Source organism: Agrobacterium deltaense RV3 (assembly GCF_900013505.1).
Lineage (GTDB): Bacteria > Pseudomonadota > Alphaproteobacteria > Rhizobiales > Rhizobiaceae > Agrobacterium > Agrobacterium leguminum.
The window spans coordinates 1,106,934-1,125,183 of sequence record NZ_LT009745.1; the positions used below are offsets into that span (position 1 = coordinate 1,106,934).

Sequence of the window (18,250 nt, forward strand, 5' to 3'; positions counted from 1 at the left end):
ACCGGCAAGGTTGAAGGAGCCGGCTGTTTCTCCTGCTGTCGCGGCAAGTCCCGACTGTTCTGCCAGACAATGGCGCCCAACGAATGGGTGTTGAGTATTACCAGCCGGCAGACACGTTGTACGTGTTTGTTAATCATATTGATTTAGGCATTGTTGAGAATGCCGAAGAGAGTGGCTGGTAGGTAGAATGACAAAGAAATCCGTTTCCGATTCCGTATCGCGCCGCGCGCTTCTGCGTTCGGCCGTTTCCGTTGGCGCTGCCGCGCTTGCCGCGCCGGCCTTTGCGCAGAACGCGCTCAACGATCTCATGGGCTCTTCGCGCCGCGGCAACTGGGATGACCAGTTCGATGCCAATACGTCGCGTTCGGCCGTGGGCGTCGTTTCCAACAATCCGGTTCTCGGACGCGAAGCGCCGGTCTACATGCAGCAGGCGATCATGCAATATCAGCAGATCGTGCAGAATGGCGGCTGGCCGGAAGTGCCGGCGTCCCAGCAGCGTCTCCAGATCGGCGTCTCCGATCCTTCCGTACAGGCGCTGCGCCAGCGACTGATGGTATCCGGCGACCTGCCGCGTGAAGCCGGCATTTCCAGCGCCTTCGATAGTTACGTCGATGGCGCGCTGAAGCGTTTCCAGGCCCGTCATGGCCTTCCGGCAGATGGCGTCAGCGGCGAATACACCACGAAGGCGCTCAATGTTTCCGCGCAGATACGTCTGGCGCAGTTGCAGACCAACCTCGTTCGCATCCAGTCCATGTCCGGCGATCTCGGCCAGCGTCACCTGATGGTGAATATCCCGGCCGCAGCCATCGAAGCCGTTGAAAATGAACGCGTCGTGCTGCGCAACACGGCTGTCGTCGGCCGCGCCAGCCGCCCGACCCATGTGATCAATTCCAAGATTTACGAAGTCATCCTCAACCCTTACTGGACCGCGCCGCGCTCGATCGTCGAAAAAGACATCGTGCCTCTGATGCAGAAGGACCCGACCTATCTGGAGCGGAACAACATCCGCCTCATCGACGGCAAGGGGCAGGAAGTTTCGCCAACCGCAGTCGACTGGTTCGCCCCGAAGGCTCCGAACCTGATGTTCCGTCAGGACCCCGGCAAGATCAACGCCATGTCGTCCACGAAGATCAACTTCCACAATCCGAACAACGAATATATGCACGACACGCCGCAGCAGGGCCTGTTCAACAAGCTGATGCGTTTCGAATCCTCCGGCTGCGTGCGCGTGCAGAACGTGCGCGACCTGACGAGCTGGCTGCTGCGCGACACGCCCGGCTGGTCGCGTCAGGAAATGGAGCGCGTCATCGCCACCCGCGTCAACACGCCGATCAAGCTGGCGCAGGAAATCCCGGTCTATTTCGTCTACATCACCGCCTGGTCGGCGAAGGACGGCGTGGTGCAGTTCCGCGACGACATCTATGAAAAGGACGGCAACGCCGAACTGGCGCTCAACACCACGAGCGGCATGGAGCAGCCCGCCGGCCCGGTGGATGACGATCTGTTGCCGCGCAACTGATCCGGCTTTACCGCTATTTCATTCCATCATCATGAGCCGCACCTTCGGGTGCGGCTTTTTTCTTGGCGATTTTCTGAAAACATCTGTCGTTTTTTGTCGCAACGTCGCAGTTTGACGGGCAAATCTCGCTGCCCGTATTGCTCTTGTCGGGGCAGGGCGCTAAGACGCCATCGCATTACTGTTTCAGGAGCCTTCACCATGTCGAACACAGATGCTTTCTTCTCCCGTCCGCTTGCCGATGTCGATCCGGAAATTTTCGGCGCGATCGAGAAGGAACTGGGTCGCCAGCGCCACGAAATCGAACTGATCGCCTCGGAAAACATCGTTTCCCGCGCCGTGCTCGAAGCGCAGGGTTCGATCATGACCAACAAATATGCGGAAGGTTATCCGGGCAAGCGTTATTACGGCGGCTGCCAGTTCGTCGATATCGCTGAAGAACTCGCCATCGAACGCGCCAAGAAGCTGTTCGGCGTCAACTTCGCCAACGTGCAGCCGAATTCCGGTTCGCAGATGAACCAGGCCGTGTTCCTCGCGCTGCTTCAGCCGGGCGATACCTTCATGGGCCTCGATCTGAACTCGGGAGGCCACCTGACGCATGGTTCGCCGGTCAACATGTCCGGCAAGTGGTTCAACGTGGTCTCCTACGGCGTGCGTGAAGGCGACAATCTGCTCGACATGGACGAGGTGGAGCGTAAGGCCAAGGAACACAAGCCGAAGCTCATTCTCGCCGGCGGCACCGCCTATTCGCGCGTCTGGGACTGGAAGCGCTTCCGCGAGATCGCCGATGAAGTCGGCGCCTACCTGATGGTCGATATGGCCCACATCGCTGGCCTCGTCGCCGGTGGCCAGCATCCGTCACCGTTCCCGCACTGCCATGTCGCCACCACCACCACGCACAAATCGCTGCGCGGCCCGCGCGGCGGCATGATCCTCACCAATGACGAGGATCTGGCCAAGAAGTTCAACTCGGCCGTCTTCCCCGGCCTGCAGGGCGGCCCGCTGATGCATGTCATCGCCGCCAAGGCCGTCGCCTTCGGCGAAGCGCTGAAGCCCGAGTTCAAGGACTATGCCGCTCAGGTCGTCAAGAACGCCAAGGCGCTGGCTGAAACGCTGGTCGAAGGCGGTCTGGATGTCGTCTCCGGCGGCACCGACAACCACCTGATGCTGGTCGATCTTCGCAAGAAGAACGCCACCGGCAAGCGCGCGGAAGCAGCGCTCGGCCGCGCTTACATCACCTGCAACAAGAACGGCATTCCTTTCGATCCGGAAAAGCCCTTCGTTACCTCGGGTGTGCGTCTCGGCACGCCGGCCGGCACGACGCGCGGTTTCAAGGAAGCGGAATTCCGCGAAATCGGCAAGCTGATCGTCGAGGTTCTCGATGGTCTGAAGGTTGCCAATTCGGATGAGGGCAATGCCGCCGTCGAGGCTGCGGTGCGTGAAAAGGTCGTCGGCCTGACGGACCGTTTCCCGATGTACCCTTACATGTAAGTAGGAAAGGAAGAAGATGCGCTGCCCTTTTTGCGGTTCTGAAGACACGCAGGTCAAGGACTCGCGTCCGGCGGAGGACAATACCTCCATCCGCCGGCGGCGCATCTGCCCCGATTGCGGCGGCCGCTTCACGACCTATGAGCGCGTGCAGTTGCGCGAGCTGATGGTCATCAAGAAAAGCGGCCGCAAGCTGCCCTTCGACCGGGAAAAGCTGGTGCGATCCTTCGAGATTGCGCTGCGCAAGCGCCCGGTCGATCGCGACCGGATCGAGCGTGCCGTCTCCGGCATCGTTCGCCGCCTGGAAAGTTCGGGCGAGACGGAAATTCCCTCGGAAGAAATCGGCCTGCAGGTTCTCGAAGCGCTGAAGAGCCTCGATGACGTGGCCTTCGTGCGTTACGCCTCGGTCTATCGCGATTTCAGCCATGCCGAGGATTTCGAAAACGTGATTGCCGAAATCAACGCCAAGATCGCCCGCGATACGGACGCCGGAGTCTAGCCGTGACCACCCGCGCCGATGACGAAAGGTTCATGGCCCGCGCCATCGAGGTTTCGCTTCGCCATCAGGGCCAGACGCTTACCAACCCATCGGTTGGCTGCGTTCTCGTAAAAGACGGAAAAATCATCGCCGAAGCCGTGACCGCCATTGGCGGCCGCCCCCATGCCGAACGGCAGGCGCTGGAAATCGCCGGGGAAGCGGCGCGCGGCGCCGCCGCCTATGTGACGCTCGAACCCTGCTCGCACTGGGGCAAAACCCCGCCCTGCGCCAATGCGCTGGTGGAATATGGCGTCGCCCGTGTCGTGGTCGCGGTGGACGATCCGGATGAGCGCGTCTCCGGCCGTGGTTATACGATTTTACGGGATGCCGGTATTGTCGTGGAAACCGGCCTGTTGCGGGATGAGGGTAAGAGGGCGCTGGCCGGTTACCTCACGCGTCAGGTGAAAAAACGCCCGCATGTGATTCTGAAACTTGCCGTTTCCGCCGATGGCATGATCGGCAGGAAAGGCGAGGGGCAGGTGGCGATTACCGGTCCTGAGGCTCGCCATGCCGTGCATCAACTTCGGGCGCGTTGTGATTGCATTCTCGTTGGTATCAGGACCGCCATTGCGGATGATCCTGAACTGACGGTTCGAATCGCAGGTCTCGAGGATCGCTCGCCGGTGCGGATCGTGCTGGATCGTCAGTTTGAGTTGCCGCTGACATCGAAGCTGGTGAAGACAGTGCGGGAGGTGCCGGTGATCATTGCGGCGTTACCCCCCTCTGCCCTGCCGGGCATCTCCCCCTCAAGGGGGGAGATCGATGGAGCGCCGCTTCGCCCCGCATCGGCGGCCGGAGAGGGCGAGCCGGAGGCGCTATTTGAACGAGCGGACAGCCACTTGCCGATCTCCCCCTTGAGGGGGAGATGCCCGGCAGGGCAGAGGGGGGTAGCCGCGACCGCCGCCGCCAACTTCTCACCGACGCCGGCGTCCAGATCCTCGAAGCACCAACGCTCGAAAACCTCCTCCACATCCTTGCCGAAAGCGGCATGTCGGAACTTCTGGTCGAAGGCGGCGCCTTTGCCGCAAAATCATTCCTTGAAGCCGGGCTGGTGGACCGTATCATGCTGTTCGAAAGCCCGGTGGTGATCGGTGAGGGCGGCATTGAAACGCCGCTCAACCGTGCCGATATTCCGGGCGACTATGCTCTGGTCAGCGAAACCGCCTACGGGCCGGATCGCTGCTTCGATTATGAAAGGCCGATTTGATGTTTACCGGAATTGTCACCGACGTCGGAACCGTTTCCGAGCTGGAAGCTCTGGCCGAAGGCGTGCGTCTGCGGGTGGCGACAAATTACGACCCCAAAACCATCGATATGGGCGCGTCCATCTCCCATGGCGGCGTCTGCCTGACGGTGACGAGACTGCCGGAAGATGGCAGCAATGAGCGCTGGTACGAGGTCGAGGCATGGGAAGAGGCCCTGCGCCTGACGACGATTGCCGGCTGGCAAAAGGGTACCCACGTCAATCTGGAGCGGGCGCTCAAGATCGGCGATGAGCTTGGCGGCCACATCGTTTCCGGCCATGTCGATGGCAGGGCGGAAATCCTTTCGGTGGAGCCGGAAGGCGAGGCGGTGCGCATTCGCCTGCGCGCGCCGGAGCATCTGGCGAAATTCGTGGCGCCCAAGGGTTCCGTGGCGCTCGACGGCACGTCGCTCACCGTCAACGCCGTCGAAGGCACGGATTTCGACGTGCTGCTGATCCGCCACACGCTGACTGTCACCACCTGGGGCGAACGCCAGCCGGGCGATTTCGTGAATTTCGAAGTCGATACCATGGCGCGTTATGCCGCTAGGCTTGCGGAATTTCCCTCAGCGTAATGTGACGAGCTTCGGAGAGGAGGACGCACCGACGCCTCCTCCGTCATTCCGGCCTTGAGCCGGAATCCAGCCAGCCCAAGTCTTTGGGATGAAAGAACTTTTCCCGCCGCGCAGACGCGCGTTGTCTGGATTCCGGCTCAAGGCCGGAATGACGGAAAGGGAGTGGCCAACACCTGAAATCGCGGCATATTGCAATTGTTCTCATGCACCGCTTCCGATGAAGCTGGAAACGCTATAGGACTTTTTAGGCCGTTTGATATCGACCGCGAGCCAAACGGGGTAGGGGAAATACATCATGCCGTCCTTCGAACTGCTGACAGCCTTTTTTATAACCACCGCCTTGTTCGCCTATATCCCCGGTCCGGCCATGCTTTATGCGGCGGCGCAGACCATGGCGCGCGGACGGTTTGCCGGGCTGATGGCGGTGCTTGGAATCCATGTCGGCTGCTATTTCCACATCTTTGCCTCTGCGGCAGGGCTTTCGGTGCTGTTTCAGGCCGTGCCGTGGCTTTATCTCGCCGTGAAGCTCTGCGGCGCGCTGTATCTTGTGTGGCTCGGCTTCTCGATGCTGCGCAGCAAGCTCGAAGGCGAGGCGGTCAATCTGACCATCGAGCCGAAATCGGCGCGCCGCGCCTTTGTCGACAGCATCATCGTCGATGTGCTCAATCCGAAGACGGCGCTGTTCTTTCTGGCCTTCCTGCCGCAATTCGTGGACCCTGCGGCAGCCTTTCCGGTTTGGCTGCAATTGCTGATCCTCGGCATTGCCGTCAATTTCATTTTTTCCTCGGCCGATCTCGTCGGGGTGCTTCTCGCGGGCGCCATGGTTGGGCGTTTGAAGCGTTCCGGCACGGTGCAGGTGCTCGCACGGCGCGCTGCCGGGACGGTGTTGATGGGGCTCGGCGTCCATCTAGCCTTCCAGAAAACCTGATTGTCGCGGAGCCTCGCCGGAAGGCGTGAAACCCGGCCAAATGCCTTGCAGACGCGGCCCCTCGCGCCACTGATACATGAAATTACTTGCCAAAAACGGCCAGCCGTGGTTTGACCGCCGCAAAAGCCGGTATGATCCGGCAGCAAGCTTTTCAGGAAAATATCATGTCCAAACCCCATCTTCTTATCGTGGAAGCACGTTTTTACGACGATATGGCGGATGCCCTTCTCGAAGGCGCGAAATTCGCGCTCGATGAAGCCGGCGCCACCTATGACGTCATCACCGTTCCCGGTGCGCTGGAAATCCCCGCCGCCATCGCCATGGCGCTTGACGGTGCTGACAATGACGGCACGGAATATGACGGTTTCGTTGCGCTCGGCATGGTCATTCGCGGTGAGACCTATCACTTCGATATCGTCGCCAACGAATCCTCCCGCGCCCTGATGGATCTTGCCGTCAGCGAATCGCTGCCGATCGGCAACGGCATCCTCACCGTCGAGAATGACGAGCAGGCATGGGCGCGCGTGCGTCGTTCCGACAAGGACAAGGGCGGTTTCGCGGCGCGTGCGGCGCTGACCATGATCGAGCTGAAGAAGAAGCTGGGTGGCTGAGCGCATGTCGAACGTTGAAAATGGCGGCGAACCGCGCCAGCCTTCGGTAAAGCCCGCCAACCAGCGCGGCGCGGCCCGCCTTGCGGCCGTGCAGGCGCTTTACCAGATGGATGTCGGCGGAACCGGCGTCATGGAAGTTGTGGCCGAATACGAGGCGCACCGTCTCGGGCAGGAAGTCGACGGCGATACCTATCTGAAGGCCGACCCGTCCTGGTTCCGTTCCATCGTTTCCGGCGTCGTCCGAGATCAGACGAAGATCGACCCGCTGGTGCGCTCCGCCCTTCTGGAAGACTGGCCGCTGTCGCGCCTCGATGCCACCGTGCGCGCCATCCTGCGTGCCGGCACTTTCGAGATTCTCGAGCGCAAGGACGTGCCGGTCGCCGTCATCGTCACGGAATATGTTGAAATCGCCCGTGCTTTCTTCGAGCATGACGAGCCCAAGCTGGTGAATGCGGTGCTTGACCGCATTGCCAAGCAGGTGCGCGGCGAGGCAAAACGCTGAAATAAAAAGGTGAGGAAGAGATGAGCGCGGTTTCCGTCCCCGGACTTGAAGTTCAACTGGACGAGGCGAAGCGCAACGTCTTTCTCCTCACCATCGCGCAGGCGATCATGGGATCGGCTGCGCCCTTAAGCTTTTCGGTCGGCGCACTTGCCGGCTATCAGCTGCTCGGCGCGGATAAGTCGCTGGCGACCGCGCCTCTCACCGGATTCAATATCGGCGTTGCGCTCGGCGCGATCTGCGTGGCGGCCGCATCCCGCTTCCTTGGCCGCAAGGCAGGCTTCATGGTCGGCGCGCTGATGTGCTCCATCGGCGGCGGCATTGCCGCCGTGGCGCTCTTCCGTTCGGATTTCTGGTTGTTTGCCGTCGGCCTGCTGCTGATCGGCATTTCCGGCGGTTTTACGCAAAAAATCCGTTTCGCCGCAGCCGACGCCTCTCCATCCTTTTACAAGCCTAAGGCGATCTCCTGGATTTTGGCCGGCGGCATCATTTCCGCCATTGTCGGGCCGCAACTCGCCATCTTCGGCAAGGATCTGCTTGCGCCGGTCACCTTTGCCGGCGCTTTTCTGGCGCTCGTTCCGCTCGGCCTCGTTTCGATCGCCATTCTGGCATTTCTGAAACTGCCCGACCCCAAGGCGGCCGCCGCCCATGTCGAATCGGTAAGGCCGCTGTCAGAGATCGTCCGCACGCAGCGTTTCGTCACCGGCATGATCTGCGGCATCGGTTCCTATGCCCTGATGACCTTCATGATGACCGGCGCACCGCTTGCCATGGTGGTCGGCTGCGGTTTCCCCACCGAACTCGCCACGCTCGGCATCCAGTGGCACGTTCTCGCCATGTTCGGCCCGAGCTTCTTCACCGGCATGCTCATTTCCCGATTCGGTGCGGAAAAAATCGTGGCAGTCGGCCTGATCGTGCTGATGGCCTGCGCCATCGTCGCCCACATGGGCATAGAGCTGTGGAATTTCTGGGCGGCGCTCATCCTGCTCGGCCTCGGCTGGAATTTCGGCTTCATCGGCGCAACCGCCATCATCACCTCCAGCTACCGCCCGCATGAGGCGGACAAGGTGCAGGGTTTCCACGATATTGTGCTGTTTGGCACCGTGGCGCTGTCATCCTTCTCTTCCGGCAAGGTGTTTACGGCCTGGGGCTGGTCTGTGATGAACCTCGTCATCTGGCCGGTGGCCGGGCTTTGCCTCCTGCTTGTCCTGTCGCTCGTCCTGACAAGCCGCAAAAAAGCAGCCTGAGTCGCGCGCCGCACTCTACTCCTTTCAAGTTTCAGGCAAATTTGTGGGCTTGACGCGGCACCTCGCGCCAACGCAATCTCCGCTCCGAGGACATTTTTCCTTGGGAGGGGAACAAATGCCCAAGACGGGATTTGGGACAGGCCGTCCGCATCTCCCTGCACAAGGTTTCGCCACGCCGGGGAGGGAGTGAGACCCGGCCTTTTGGGAGGTAAGTGCGCATGACCGTAATACCCATAGTAATTTTATGCGGTGTCCTGTCCGTCGTTTACGCGGTATGGGCCACCAAGAGCGTTCTCGATGCCGATCAGGGCAACGAGCGTATGCGTGAAATAGCAGGTTTTATCCGTGAAGGTGCGCAGGCTTATCTCACCCGTCAATATCTCACCATCGCCATCGTCGGACTGATAGTCGCCATTCTGGCCTGGTATCTTCTGTCATCCATGGCAGCCATCGGCTTCCTCGTCGGCGCGGTGCTTTCAGGCGTCGCCGGCTTCGTCGGCATGCATGTCTCCGTGCGCGCCAACCTGCGCACCGCGCAGGCCGCCTCGCACAGCCTTTCCGCCGGTCTCGATATCGCTTTCAAGTCGGGCGCCATCACCGGAATGCTGGTGGCGGGCCTCGCGCTGCTCGGCGTCTCCATCTATTATTTCATCCTCACCTCGGTGATGGGCCATCCGGCCGGCTCGCGTGAGGTGATCGATGCGCTGGTGTCGCTGGGCTTCGGCGCATCGCTGATCTCCATCTTCGCCCGCCTCGGCGGCGGCATCTTCACCAAGGGTGCGGATGTCGGCGGCGATCTCGTGGGCAAGGTGGAGGCCGGCATTCCCGAGGACGACCCGCGCAACCCCGCAACCATTGCCGACAATGTCGGCGACAATGTCGGCGATTGCGCCGGCATGGCGGCTGACCTCTTCGAGACCTATGCCGTCTCTGTCGTCGCGACCATGGTTCTCGCCGCGATATTCTTTGCCGGAACGCCGATACTGGAAAGCGCCATGGTCTATCCGCTGGCGATCTGCGGCGCCTGCATCCTGACCTCGATTGCCGGCACCTTCTTCGTGAAGCTCGGCACCAACAATTCCATCATGGGCGCACTCTACAAGGGCCTCATCGCCACCGGCGTCTTCTCGGTTGCGGGTCTTGCGGTCGCCACTCATGCGACGGTCGGCTGGGGCACGGTAGGCACGGTGGCCGGCATGGAAATCACCGGCACCAATCTCTTCTTCTGCGGATTGGTCGGTCTTGTCGTGACGGCGCTGATCGTCGTCATCACCGAATATTATACCGGCACCAACAAGCGGCCGGTCAACTCCATCGCCCAGGCCTCGGTCACCGGTCACGGCACCAACGTCATCCAGGGCCTTGCGGTCTCGCTGGAATCGACGGCGCTGCCGGCCATCGTCATCGTCGGCGGCATCATCGGCACGTACCAGCTCGGCGGGCTGTTCGGCACTGGCATCGCGGTCACCGCCATGCTCGGCCTTGCCGGCATGATCGTGGCGCTCGACGCCTTCGGCCCGGTCACGGACAATGCCGGCGGTATCGCCGAAATGGCCGGTCTCGATCCTGACGTTCGCAAGGCGACCGACGCGCTGGATGCCGTCGGCAACACCACCAAGGCCGTCACCAAGGGTTATGCCATTGGTTCGGCCGGTCTCGGCGCACTGGTGCTGTTCGCCGCCTATGCCAATGACCTCTCCTATTTCGCCGCCAATGGCGATACCTATCCCTACTTCAAGGACATTGGCGAGATTTCCTTCAGCCTCGCCAATCCTTACGTGGTTGCCGGCCTGCTGTTCGGCGGCCTCATCCCCTATCTCTTTGGCGGTATCGCCATGACGGCGGTGGGCAAGGCGGCAAGCTCGATTGTCGAGGAAGTCCGCCGCCAGTTCCGCGAAAAGCCCGGCATCATGGCCGGAACGGAAAAGCCTGATTACGGCAAGGCCGTGGACCTGCTGACACGGGCGGCGATCAAGGAAATGGTCATCCCGTCGCTCCTGCCGGTTCTGGCGCCGCTCGTCGTTTATTTCGGCGTGCTGGCCATTTCCGGCTCCAAGGCGTCGGCCTTCGCGGCACTTGGCGCATCGCTGCTCGGCGTCATCATCAACGGCCTCTTCGTGGCGATTTCCATGACCTCCGGTGGCGGCGCATGGGACAATGCCAAGAAGAGCTTCGAAGACGGTTTCATCGACAAGGACGGCGTGCGCCACGTCAAGGGTTCGGACGCCCACAAAGCGTCGGTGACGGGCGATACGGTCGGCGATCCCTACAAGGATACCGCCGGTCCAGCCGTCAACCCGGCGATCAAGATCACCAATATCGTGGCGCTGCTGCTGCTTGCGGTTCTTGCCCACTGAGGGCTTAGGTTCCGGCCAATGAAAAAGGCCCGGGGAGCGATCCCCGGGCCTTTGAATTTTCCGTCTCTTCTTCCGATCAGGGGGTGTTGTTGCCCTGACCCAGAATGCTCTTGGCGATATTGGCGCCCGAGGTGCCGCCGGAAAGCAGCTGCTGCAGGAAGGTGAGGTCCTTGCCGCCCGTCGGCGTGGTGCGCGAAATCGTGTCGAAGACCTTGCCGTCCTGCAGCGTATAGTTGGCCTTGCGCTCGATCACGCCGTCCTTGTTGAAGTAGATCGCGAGAATGTTCTGCTCGACCAGCGCCGGCTTCATGAAGGCCGCGCGGCGCACACGCTTCTGCGAGATGTAATAGAAAACCTCGTTGCCGAAGGTCGCGGTGGTGGAGGGCGTGCCCATGGTCAGCAGAACCTGCTCGCGGCTCGAACCTTCCGGGATCAGCTGAAGCGACTGCTCGTCCATGACGTAGCCGTTATGGAACACATCGGTCGTGCTGCTGCAGGCGGAAAGCAGGCCGGATGCGAGGACGATTGCGATGGCGGTCTTGCTCAGAACATTGCCGTGACTTGCGGATTTCTGCTTGCTCAACTGCTTTTCCCCGACTGCGATCATGAATGGCACCTTCCGGCATTGCGTGGTGCACAGTGTCTGTGCACATGATTGTGTCAATCCGGGGACGGAAAATCCCGGTCACTCCCCAAATTCAATGCTTTCCCGGTCTTTTGGAACTCCTCCGGTTCTCTTCGACTGTTTCAGGCGAAAGACGAACGTGACCGCGACAGCATTGCAATTCGTGGATGCTTCGGTAAACCAGCTTTGACGATCATGCAACAAGTGCGATGGGCGGTAAGCGAATTCACCCGTCCCGTTCGGAAAAAAAACGATGATATTCGGGCTGTTCAAGAAGAAAAACAACAATCGCGCCATTGTCGACCGGCAATATGCGACTTTGACCGCCGCTGCCCGCACGCCCGCTTTCTATCTCGATCTCGGTGTTCCCGATACGGTCATGGGCCGCTTCGAGATGCTGTCGGTCATCATGATTCTTTATTTCCGCCGCACCAAATCCTCCGATGTCAGCGGGCAGGAAATTGCCCAGGAGATCGTCGACGCCTTTTTTCAGGACCTCGATCATTCCATCCGCGAACTGGGAATCGGCGATCAGGGCGTGCCGAAGCGCATGAAGAAATTCGCCGGCATGTTTTATGGGAGGCTCGAATCCTATGCGGCGGCGCTGGATGCTTCCGACCGCGTTGCCCTTGCCGCGGCGCTCCGGCGCAATATATATCCGCAGGTAGATGAAATGGCGCCCGATATGGAGGGGCTGGCAGGCTGGATGATGGACGCATCCACGCAACTTGCCGCCCAGTCCGAAGACACAATAGCAACCGGAAGCCTGACGCTGCCCTTGCCTGGACGATGAGGTTCACGATGAACGCGCGACACCCTGCAAATGACGACCTGCCTTTTTCCTATCCCGTAAAGGTAGGCCATATTTCCGCCAATCCGGTCAGGATTGGTCTCGAAGCCAGTGCCGAGGAACTGAAGGCGCTGGCGAAATTCTGGAATGTGGTTTCCGTCGAATATCTGAAGGCGGAGCTGCAGGTTTCCCGCTGGAAGAAGGATGGCGTGAAGATCAAGGGCGAAGTGCATGCGGCGGTAACGCAATCCTGCGTCGTCACGCTGGAGCCGGTCTCGAGCAAGATCGATGAGACCGTCGAGCAGATTTTCGTTCCGGAAGGTTCGAAACTGGCGCGGATGGTGACCAATGAGGAAGGCGAGATCGTGCTCGACCCCGACGGCCCGGATATTCCCGACCAGTTCACCGGCGACAGCATCGATGTCGGCGCGGTGGTTGCCGAATTTGCGGCGCTCGCGATCGATCCCTATCCGCGCAAAGCGGATGCGGAATTTGCCGAATCGGCCGAAAAAGAGCCTGAAGAAGAAAAGCGCCCGTCGCCCTTTGCCGTGCTCAAAGATTGGAAAAAAGACTGAATGGCCCCGTTGGGCTGAAATAATTTTATTGTAACGAAGGCCGGAAAAGGTATTTTCGCGCAAAACCGCTGTTTGGCGGGAAGAAGGATAAGGGACGAGTGATCAGAATTGCAATTGACGTCATGGGTGGCGATTTCGGCCCAGATGTTGCCATACCCGGTGCTGCCAAGGCGCTTGAACGGCACAACGATGTAACTTTTCTGCTCTACGGGCAGAAGAGCAAATGCGACCCCATTCTGGCACAATATCCCGCGCTTCGGGAAAAGTCGGTCTTTCACGATTGTGAAGTCTCGGTCAGCATGGACGAGAAGCCGAGCCAGGCGCTGCGCCGTGGCCGCTACGTTTCCAGCATGTGGCGCGCCATCGAGGCCGTGAAGCTCGGCGAGGCGGATGTCGCCGTTTCCGCCGGCAATACCGGCGCGCTGATGGCCATGGCGAAATTCTGTTTGCGCACCATGGCGCGGGTGGAACGCCCGGCAATCGCCGGCATCTGGCCGACGCTGAAGGGCGAAAGCATCGTGCTCGACATCGGCGCCACCATAGGCGCCGATTCCCAGCAGCTGCTGGATTTCGCTCTGATGGGCGGCGCCATGGCCCGTGCGCTTTTCGATATCGACCGTCCGACCGTCGGCCTGCTCAATGTCGGCGTCGAGGAGGTCAAGGGTCAGGAAGAGGTTCGCGAGGCCGGACGGCTGATCCGCGAGGCCGATCTCGCCACCATCGATTATCGCGGTTTCGTCGAAGGCGACGATATCGGCAAGGGCACGGTGGACGTGGTGGTGACCGAAGGTTTCACCGGCAACATCGCACTCAAGGCCGCCGAAGGCACCGCCCGCCAGATCACCACGCTGCTGCGTGAGGCGATCTCCCGCAGCTTCTTCGCCAAGATCGGTTATATTCTGGCGAAAAGCGCCTTCGACGTACTCAGGGAAAAGATGGACCCGCGCAAGGTCAATGGCGGCGTGTTTCTGGGCCTGAACGGCATTGTCATCAAGAGCCATGGCGGCACGGATGCCATTGGTTTTGCCTCCGCCGTCGATGTCGGCTACGACATGGTCCACAACGGCCTCACGGCCAAGATTGAAAATGATCTGAAGATTTACCACGCAAGACGGCTTCCGCCCCCGGCGCCCGAAGCTCTCGTGGCTGACGAGGAATAAGGGAATGATCCGCTCTATAGTTCGTGGTTTCGGGGCAGCGCTTCCGAAGCGTGTCATGACCAACAGCGAAATTGAAGGGGTCGTCGAGACTTCCGACGAATGGATCGTGCAGCGCACGGGCATCAAGCAGCGCTATATCGCCGGCGAAGGTGAAACCACCGCGTCGCTCGGCGAAGCGGCAGCGCGCGCCGCGCTCGACAATGCCGGCCTGACGCCCGACGATATCGACCTCATCATTCTGGCCACCTCGACCCCGGATAACACCTTTCCGGCAACGGCGGTGAACATCCAGAACCGCCTTGGCATGACCCATGGTTTCGCCTTCGACATGCAGGCCGTCTGCTCTGGTTTCGTTTATGCAGTATCGACCGCCGATCTCTATATTCGCGGCGGCATGGCCAAGCGCGTTCTGGTGATCGGTTCCGAAACCTTCTCGCGCATCCTCGACTGGAAGGACCGTACCACCTGCGTTCTCTTCGGCGACGGAGCCGGCGCGCTGGTTCTGGAGGCCGGCGAAGGCGAGGGCACTTCTGCCGATCGCGGCATTCTGACGGCGCAGCTTCGCTCCGACGGCTCGCACAAGGAAAAGCTCTATGTCGATGGCGGACCTTCCACCACCGGCACCGTCGGTCATCTGCGCATGGAAGGCCGGGAAGTGTTCAAGCACGCCGTCGGCATGATCACCGACGTCATCGAACAGGCCTTCGAGGCGACGGGCACGACGTCCGACGATCTCGACTGGCTGGTGCCGCATCAGGCCAACAAGCGCATCATCGACGGCTCTGCAAAGAAGCTCAACATCGACCCGGAAAAGGTCGTGATCACCGTCGATCAGCACGGCAATACCTCGGCCGCTTCCATTCCGCTGGCGCTCGCCGTTGCCGCCGGTGACGGACGCATCAAGAAGGGCGATCTGGTCATGCTGGAGGCCATGGGCGGCGGCTTCACCTGGGGCGCGGTGCTGCTGCGCTGGTAAAGGCCTGATTTCCGCATTTGCCGGGGCGCTGGCGCGAAATCGGTTGTGATTTTCGCGCTCACGCCCCGATCGGAAGCGCCGGAGCGGCCGGAGCCTGTGTCAAAACCGTATCACTCGCTCTAAGCCCTTGCACTGATTGCCGAAAGCCTCAAATGAATCTGGAACAATCCCTTGACCGGTCGCCACAAGGGAAATAATCTCGGCGGCTCCTAGAGAAGAGTTCAGACACGGTTTGTGGGGAAAAATGGCCGGGAAGACAGTGACACGCGCAGATCTTGCAGAATCTGTGTTTCGTAAAGTCGGGCTGTCCCGCACCGAATCCGCCGAACTGGTCGAAACGATCATTGACGAAATATGCAACGCGATCACCCGTGGCGAAGTCGTGAAGCTTTCTTCCTTCGCGACATTCCAGATCCGGGAAAAGAACGAGCGTATCGGACGCAACCCGAAGACGGGTGAGGAAGTGCCGATTTCCCCACGTCGCGTCATGACCTTCAAGGCCTCGAACGTGCTGAAGCAGCGCATCTTGAAGGCCCATACGGCCCGCAAGGCCAAGCAGAAGGGCCAGAAGGCCGGGGCGTAATCCCTCTCGCAAGGTCTAAGCAGCACGGCTTTTTTGCCGTATCGCAAGCCTTTTTCCCCATTCTTCTTGTGAACATACTTGAATTTCAACGTGCAAGCCGTTGAAATCCGGTCGACTCACATCATAATCAATTTTAGTGATTTGTATCTCGCCGCAACGGCGTCGGCGCGGGGTCGTAACCGACTTTGCGCGGTGTTTGACCGGCGGGAGAAAAGCGTTCTCGTTCAGTGTCCGGCCGGATGCATGGCGCTCCGGTTCGGATGGGAGTGGAAATTTGGATAAAAGCCCCGACGCGTTTCGGACGATCAGTGAAGTGGCGGATGAGCTGAACCTGCCGCAGCATGTGCTGCGTTTCTGGGAAACACGCTTTCCGCAGATCAAGCCGATGAAACGGGGCGGGGGCCGCCGTTATTACCGTCCTGACGATATCGATCTCCTGAAGGGTATTCGTCACCTTCTTTATGACCATGGCTACACCATCAAGGGCGTACAGAAGCTGCTGAAAGCCAATGGCAACCGCTTCGTGGCGGCCATCGCCTCCGGTGATCTTGCGACCATGGAAGCCATCATGGCGGCGAGCGGTGAAAAGGAAGTCGCCGAACCGCGTGTCGTCGATACCGATGGGGACGAGGTCGTCGGCCGTCCGAAGGCCAAGCCAAGCGGCCGTTTTTTCGGCTTCGGCGGTGGCGGCGGCGATGCGGAAATATCGGTCGGCAAGTCGAGCATTGGCAAGGACGACCAGGCGCTTTTGCAGGAAGCCCTGTTCGATCTCCTCGAATGCAAGCGCCTTCTCGATCAGGTTCGCTGAGGGTTTATCCACAGCTCATTTGCGTGCTTTCCATTCGGCAATTCGAGAAAACAAGGGGTTAGGGCGTTTTCCCGATTCTCCGAAAAACGAAAACGCCCGGCAATGCCAACCTTTCGGAAACTCCTTTGGCCGATAATGCGGCTCCGTAAAAAGGAGTCCGATCGTGAGCAATCGAAAATCGACAGCACGACGCCGCACGGCGAAGAAATCGGGTGGCGGCAGCGTTTGGCCCTGGGTGCTGATGCTGGGCGTCGTTGCCGGCGGCATTCAGGCTTACGAACATCGCGACAGCCTTTTGCCGCAACGGCATGTTGCAAAGGCGACATCCCCGGTCACGAGTTCTCCGAAAGTCGCGACGGCGGCCAAGCGAGATTCCGTCACGCCGGAGAAAGTGGCGTCCATTCGCCCCGCATCGCCGGCTCTGCCCGGCAACGGCCCGGTGCCGCCGCGCCCGATCGCCATGCCATCCGCCTCGCAGCCGAGCCAGGTTGCCGCTATCCTGCCGGAAACGCGCCCTTCGGTCGAAAAAATCTCGCTCGGTGAAAAAAGCGGTACTTTTGCCTTTTGCGGTCGTTCCGGCCTCAACAATTGCGTGGCCGATGGCAACACCTTCTGGATGAAGGGCGTGAAAATGCAGCTTGCCGGCATAGAAGTGCCGCAGATCGACCGGGCGCGCTGCATGGAAGAGCGCCAGCGCGGCTTCGTTGCGAAGGTCAGGCTTCGCGACATGCTGAATGCCGGCGCCTTCGATGTGGCGTCCTCCGCTGCTGCGGGTGGGCAAGCCACGGAACGCAAACGGCTTTCACGTTCGGGCGTTTCTTTCGCCGATCAGCTAATACGGGAGGGGCTGGCGCATCCGATCTCCGCAAAAAATCAGTCCTGGTGTGGCTAAGGCCCCGTTGACCGAAACCGCCCGGCCTGTGTAGATGAGGCTCCCGTCGCGTTTGGGATCGGCCGTTGGGCCGACTGCCATGGAGACGACGGATTTTTTACAGCGCTTGCCTGCAAGGTGTAAGGCGCGGTAATGCGGACGTGGCGAAATCGGTAGACGCAGCAGACTTAAAATCTGCCGACCATTGGTCTTGCGGGTTCAAGTCCCGCCGTCCGCACCACCTCTCATCCTTACTTCTTATCCAGACCTTGGGCCATTTCCAGGTGGTGTTGCAGTGCCGGCAGGGTTTTTGCCGCCCATGCCTTGAGCTCGACATTGTCGCCGCCGTCAGCGTATCGTTTGAAAAGATCCACCGCATCCTCGTGCGCATCGACCTGATCATCGACGTATTCCTCGTTGAATTCCGCGCCGTTGAGTTTGGCCAGATCGTCGATTTCTTCCTTGTGATCGTCAGTCAGAGCGGTCGTGGGCGTTCCCGTTACTTTGCCGCCGGAGAGAAGAGCCTTTAACTCCGCGCTGGTCTTTTCATGTTCGGTGATCATCTGCTGCGCGAAAGCCTTGATAGCCTCATCGCCTTTGGTCAGTGCAAGCTTGCTCGATTCGATTTCAAAGAGATCGCTTGCGGAAACCTGCAGGATGAAGTCTTCGGTTTTGGGCGCAACGCCGAGCGCGGAATTAACGCCCGTGGACTCCGTTGCGGACTGTGCCATGGCGGTGCTGGCGACCAGCGCGAGCGCTAACGAGAAAATGGTGTTCTTCATCAATCTGCCTCCTGATGGTTAGAGGCATTTCCAACCGAGGTACGGAAGGATTGTTCCCGCATGGCGCCAAAGAAACCT

20 protein-coding genes and 1 tRNA gene are annotated in these 18,250 nt (G+C 60.3%); 19 read left to right on the plus strand and 2 right to left on the minus strand.

Going from position 1 to position 18,250, the window contains the following annotated elements:
• Positions 1 to 187 precede the first annotated feature (187 nt).
• The 11 genes from AGR7B_RS05635 to AGR7B_RS05680 all read left to right on the plus strand — a co-directional run bounded on the left by AGR7B_RS05635 (position 188) and on the right by AGR7B_RS05680 (position 11,002).
• Positions 188 to 1,519 carry a L,D-transpeptidase family protein gene (locus AGR7B_RS05635; protein WP_003520799.1) on the plus strand — a complete coding sequence of 444 codons (1,332 nt, stop codon included), beginning with the start codon at positions 188 to 190 and terminating at the stop codon, positions 1,517 to 1,519.
• Between the two features lie 198 nt (positions 1,520 to 1,717).
• A complete protein-coding gene (gene glyA / locus AGR7B_RS05640) occupies positions 1,718 to 3,007 on the plus strand; it encodes a serine hydroxymethyltransferase (RefSeq protein WP_020809946.1) in 1,290 nt (429 codons plus the stop codon).
• 16 nt (positions 3,008 to 3,023) lie between these two features.
• Positions 3,024 to 3,503, plus strand: a complete 480-nt coding sequence (gene nrdR, locus AGR7B_RS05645) for a transcriptional regulator NrdR (protein WP_003496675.1) — start codon at positions 3,024 to 3,026, stop codon at positions 3,501 to 3,503.
• Positions 3,504 to 3,505: 2 nt separating this feature from the next.
• Entirely contained in the window at positions 3,506 to 4,630 is a 1,125-nt protein-coding gene (ribD, locus tag AGR7B_RS05650) for a bifunctional diaminohydroxyphosphoribosylaminopyrimidine deaminase/5-amino-6-(5-phosphoribosylamino)uracil reductase RibD (protein ID WP_425352583.1), read from the plus strand.
• Positions 4,531 to 4,749 carry a dihydrofolate reductase family protein gene (locus AGR7B_RS26525; RefSeq protein ID WP_425352584.1) on the plus strand — a complete coding sequence of 73 codons (219 nt, stop codon included), beginning with the start codon at positions 4,531 to 4,533 and terminating at the stop codon, positions 4,747 to 4,749. Before ribD ends, AGR7B_RS26525 begins: the two co-directional genes overlap by 100 nt.
• Complete coding sequence (locus AGR7B_RS05655; RefSeq protein ID WP_059752541.1) at positions 4,749 to 5,360, plus strand: riboflavin synthase; 612 nt, start codon at positions 4,749 to 4,751, stop codon at positions 5,358 to 5,360. Before AGR7B_RS26525 ends, AGR7B_RS05655 begins: the two co-directional genes overlap by 1 nt.
• Positions 5,361 to 5,655: 295 nt before the next feature.
• Entirely contained in the window at positions 5,656 to 6,288 is a 633-nt protein-coding gene (locus AGR7B_RS05660; protein WP_080856219.1) for a LysE family translocator, read from the plus strand.
• Positions 6,289 to 6,452: 164 nt separating this feature from the next.
• On the plus strand, positions 6,453 to 6,899 hold the full coding sequence (ribH, locus tag AGR7B_RS05665) for a 6,7-dimethyl-8-ribityllumazine synthase (RefSeq protein ID WP_004441178.1): 447 nt from the start codon (positions 6,453 to 6,455) through the stop codon (positions 6,897 to 6,899).
• 4 nt (positions 6,900 to 6,903) lie between these two features.
• Entirely contained in the window at positions 6,904 to 7,401 is a 498-nt protein-coding gene (nusB, locus tag AGR7B_RS05670; RefSeq protein ID WP_004441180.1) for a transcription antitermination factor NusB, read from the plus strand.
• Positions 7,402 to 7,421: 20 nt separating this feature from the next.
• The gene (locus tag AGR7B_RS05675; RefSeq protein WP_080856220.1) at positions 7,422 to 8,645 is read left to right on the plus strand and encodes an MFS transporter; all 1,224 of its coding nucleotides are present in this window, start codon (positions 7,422 to 7,424) and stop codon (positions 8,643 to 8,645) included.
• A gap of 218 nt (positions 8,646 to 8,863) precedes the next feature.
• A complete protein-coding gene (locus AGR7B_RS05680; protein WP_003520807.1) occupies positions 8,864 to 11,002 on the plus strand; it encodes a sodium-translocating pyrophosphatase in 2,139 nt (712 codons plus the stop codon).
• Between the two features lie 76 nt (positions 11,003 to 11,078).
• Here AGR7B_RS05680 and AGR7B_RS05685 read toward each other — a convergent pair whose 3' ends face one another.
• The gene (locus AGR7B_RS05685; RefSeq protein WP_003520808.1) at positions 11,079 to 11,609 is read right to left on the minus strand and encodes an outer membrane protein assembly factor BamE; all 531 of its coding nucleotides are present in this window, start codon (positions 11,607 to 11,609) and stop codon (positions 11,079 to 11,081) included.
• Between the two features lie 271 nt (positions 11,610 to 11,880).
• On the opposite strand from AGR7B_RS05685, the gene AGR7B_RS05690 reads away from it, so the two are divergent.
• The 8 genes from AGR7B_RS05690 to AGR7B_RS05725 all read left to right on the plus strand — a co-directional run bounded on the left by AGR7B_RS05690 (position 11,881) and on the right by AGR7B_RS05725 (position 17,631).
• A complete protein-coding gene (locus tag AGR7B_RS05690; RefSeq protein WP_080856221.1) occupies positions 11,881 to 12,420 on the plus strand; it encodes a ubiquinol-cytochrome C chaperone family protein in 540 nt (179 codons plus the stop codon).
• Between the two features lie 8 nt (positions 12,421 to 12,428).
• Positions 12,429 to 12,992 carry a YceD family protein gene (locus tag AGR7B_RS05695; RefSeq protein ID WP_080857003.1) on the plus strand — a complete coding sequence of 188 codons (564 nt, stop codon included), beginning with the start codon at positions 12,429 to 12,431 and terminating at the stop codon, positions 12,990 to 12,992.
• 98 nt (positions 12,993 to 13,090) lie between these two features.
• A complete protein-coding gene (gene plsX / locus AGR7B_RS05700; RefSeq protein ID WP_035261625.1) occupies positions 13,091 to 14,152 on the plus strand; it encodes a phosphate acyltransferase PlsX in 1,062 nt (353 codons plus the stop codon).
• Positions 14,153 to 14,156: 4 nt separating this feature from the next.
• Complete coding sequence (locus tag AGR7B_RS05705) at positions 14,157 to 15,128, plus strand: beta-ketoacyl-ACP synthase III (RefSeq protein WP_059752548.1); 972 nt, start codon at positions 14,157 to 14,159, stop codon at positions 15,126 to 15,128.
• A gap of 244 nt (positions 15,129 to 15,372) precedes the next feature.
• The gene (locus AGR7B_RS05710; protein WP_003502236.1) at positions 15,373 to 15,711 is read left to right on the plus strand and encodes an integration host factor subunit alpha; all 339 of its coding nucleotides are present in this window, start codon (positions 15,373 to 15,375) and stop codon (positions 15,709 to 15,711) included.
• 274 nt (positions 15,712 to 15,985) lie between these two features.
• Positions 15,986 to 16,519, plus strand: a complete 534-nt coding sequence (locus AGR7B_RS05715) for a MerR family transcriptional regulator (protein ID WP_003520813.1) — start codon at positions 15,986 to 15,988, stop codon at positions 16,517 to 16,519.
• A 163-nt stretch (positions 16,520 to 16,682) separates the two neighbouring features.
• A complete protein-coding gene (locus AGR7B_RS05720) occupies positions 16,683 to 17,411 on the plus strand; it encodes a thermonuclease family protein (protein ID WP_080856222.1) in 729 nt (242 codons plus the stop codon).
• A 134-nt stretch (positions 17,412 to 17,545) separates the two neighbouring features.
• Positions 17,546 to 17,631 (plus strand) — tRNA-Leu (locus AGR7B_RS05725).
• Between the two features lie 10 nt (positions 17,632 to 17,641).
• Here AGR7B_RS05725 and AGR7B_RS05730 read toward each other — a convergent pair.
• Entirely contained in the window at positions 17,642 to 18,172 is a 531-nt protein-coding gene (locus AGR7B_RS05730) for a DUF4142 domain-containing protein (RefSeq protein ID WP_080856223.1), read from the minus strand.
• Between the last annotated feature and the right edge of the window lie 78 nt (positions 18,173 to 18,250).

What these genes read in the sequence shown, in the direction of transcription:
- AGR7B_RS05635 (WP_003520799.1), top strand. Translation starts at nt 188, where the DNA reads ATGACAAAGAAATCCGTTTCCGATTCCGTATCGCGCCGCGCGCTTCTG.
- glyA (WP_020809946.1), top strand. Translation starts at nt 1,718, where the DNA reads ATGTCGAACACAGATGCTTTCTTCTCCCGTCCGCTTGCCGATGTCGAT.
- nrdR (WP_003496675.1), top strand. Translation starts at nt 3,024, where the DNA reads ATGCGCTGCCCTTTTTGCGGTTCTGAAGACACGCAGGTCAAGGACTCG.
- AGR7B_RS26525 (WP_425352584.1), top strand. Translation starts at nt 4,531, where the DNA reads ATGTCGGAACTTCTGGTCGAAGGCGGCGCCTTTGCCGCAAAATCATTC.
- AGR7B_RS05655 (WP_059752541.1), top strand. Translation starts at nt 4,749, where the DNA reads ATGTTTACCGGAATTGTCACCGACGTCGGAACCGTTTCCGAGCTGGAA.
- AGR7B_RS05660 (WP_080856219.1), top strand. Translation starts at nt 5,656, where the DNA reads ATGCCGTCCTTCGAACTGCTGACAGCCTTTTTTATAACCACCGCCTTG.
- ribH (WP_004441178.1), top strand. Translation starts at nt 6,453, where the DNA reads ATGTCCAAACCCCATCTTCTTATCGTGGAAGCACGTTTTTACGACGAT.
- nusB (WP_004441180.1), top strand. Translation starts at nt 6,904, where the DNA reads ATGTCGAACGTTGAAAATGGCGGCGAACCGCGCCAGCCTTCGGTAAAG.
- AGR7B_RS05675 (WP_080856220.1), top strand. Translation starts at nt 7,422, where the DNA reads ATGAGCGCGGTTTCCGTCCCCGGACTTGAAGTTCAACTGGACGAGGCG.
- AGR7B_RS05680 (WP_003520807.1), top strand. Translation starts at nt 8,864, where the DNA reads ATGACCGTAATACCCATAGTAATTTTATGCGGTGTCCTGTCCGTCGTT.
- AGR7B_RS05685 (WP_003520808.1), bottom strand. Translation starts at nt 11,609, where the DNA reads ATGATCGCAGTCGGGGAAAAGCAGTTGAGCAAGCAGAAATCCGCAAGT.
- AGR7B_RS05690 (WP_080856221.1), top strand. Translation starts at nt 11,881, where the DNA reads ATGATATTCGGGCTGTTCAAGAAGAAAAACAACAATCGCGCCATTGTC.
- AGR7B_RS05695 (WP_080857003.1), top strand. Translation starts at nt 12,429, where the DNA reads ATGAACGCGCGACACCCTGCAAATGACGACCTGCCTTTTTCCTATCCC.
- AGR7B_RS05705 (WP_059752548.1), top strand. Translation starts at nt 14,157, where the DNA reads ATGATCCGCTCTATAGTTCGTGGTTTCGGGGCAGCGCTTCCGAAGCGT.
- AGR7B_RS05710 (WP_003502236.1), top strand. Translation starts at nt 15,373, where the DNA reads ATGGCCGGGAAGACAGTGACACGCGCAGATCTTGCAGAATCTGTGTTT.
- AGR7B_RS05730 (WP_080856223.1), bottom strand. Translation starts at nt 18,172, where the DNA reads ATGAAGAACACCATTTTCTCGTTAGCGCTCGCGCTGGTCGCCAGCACC.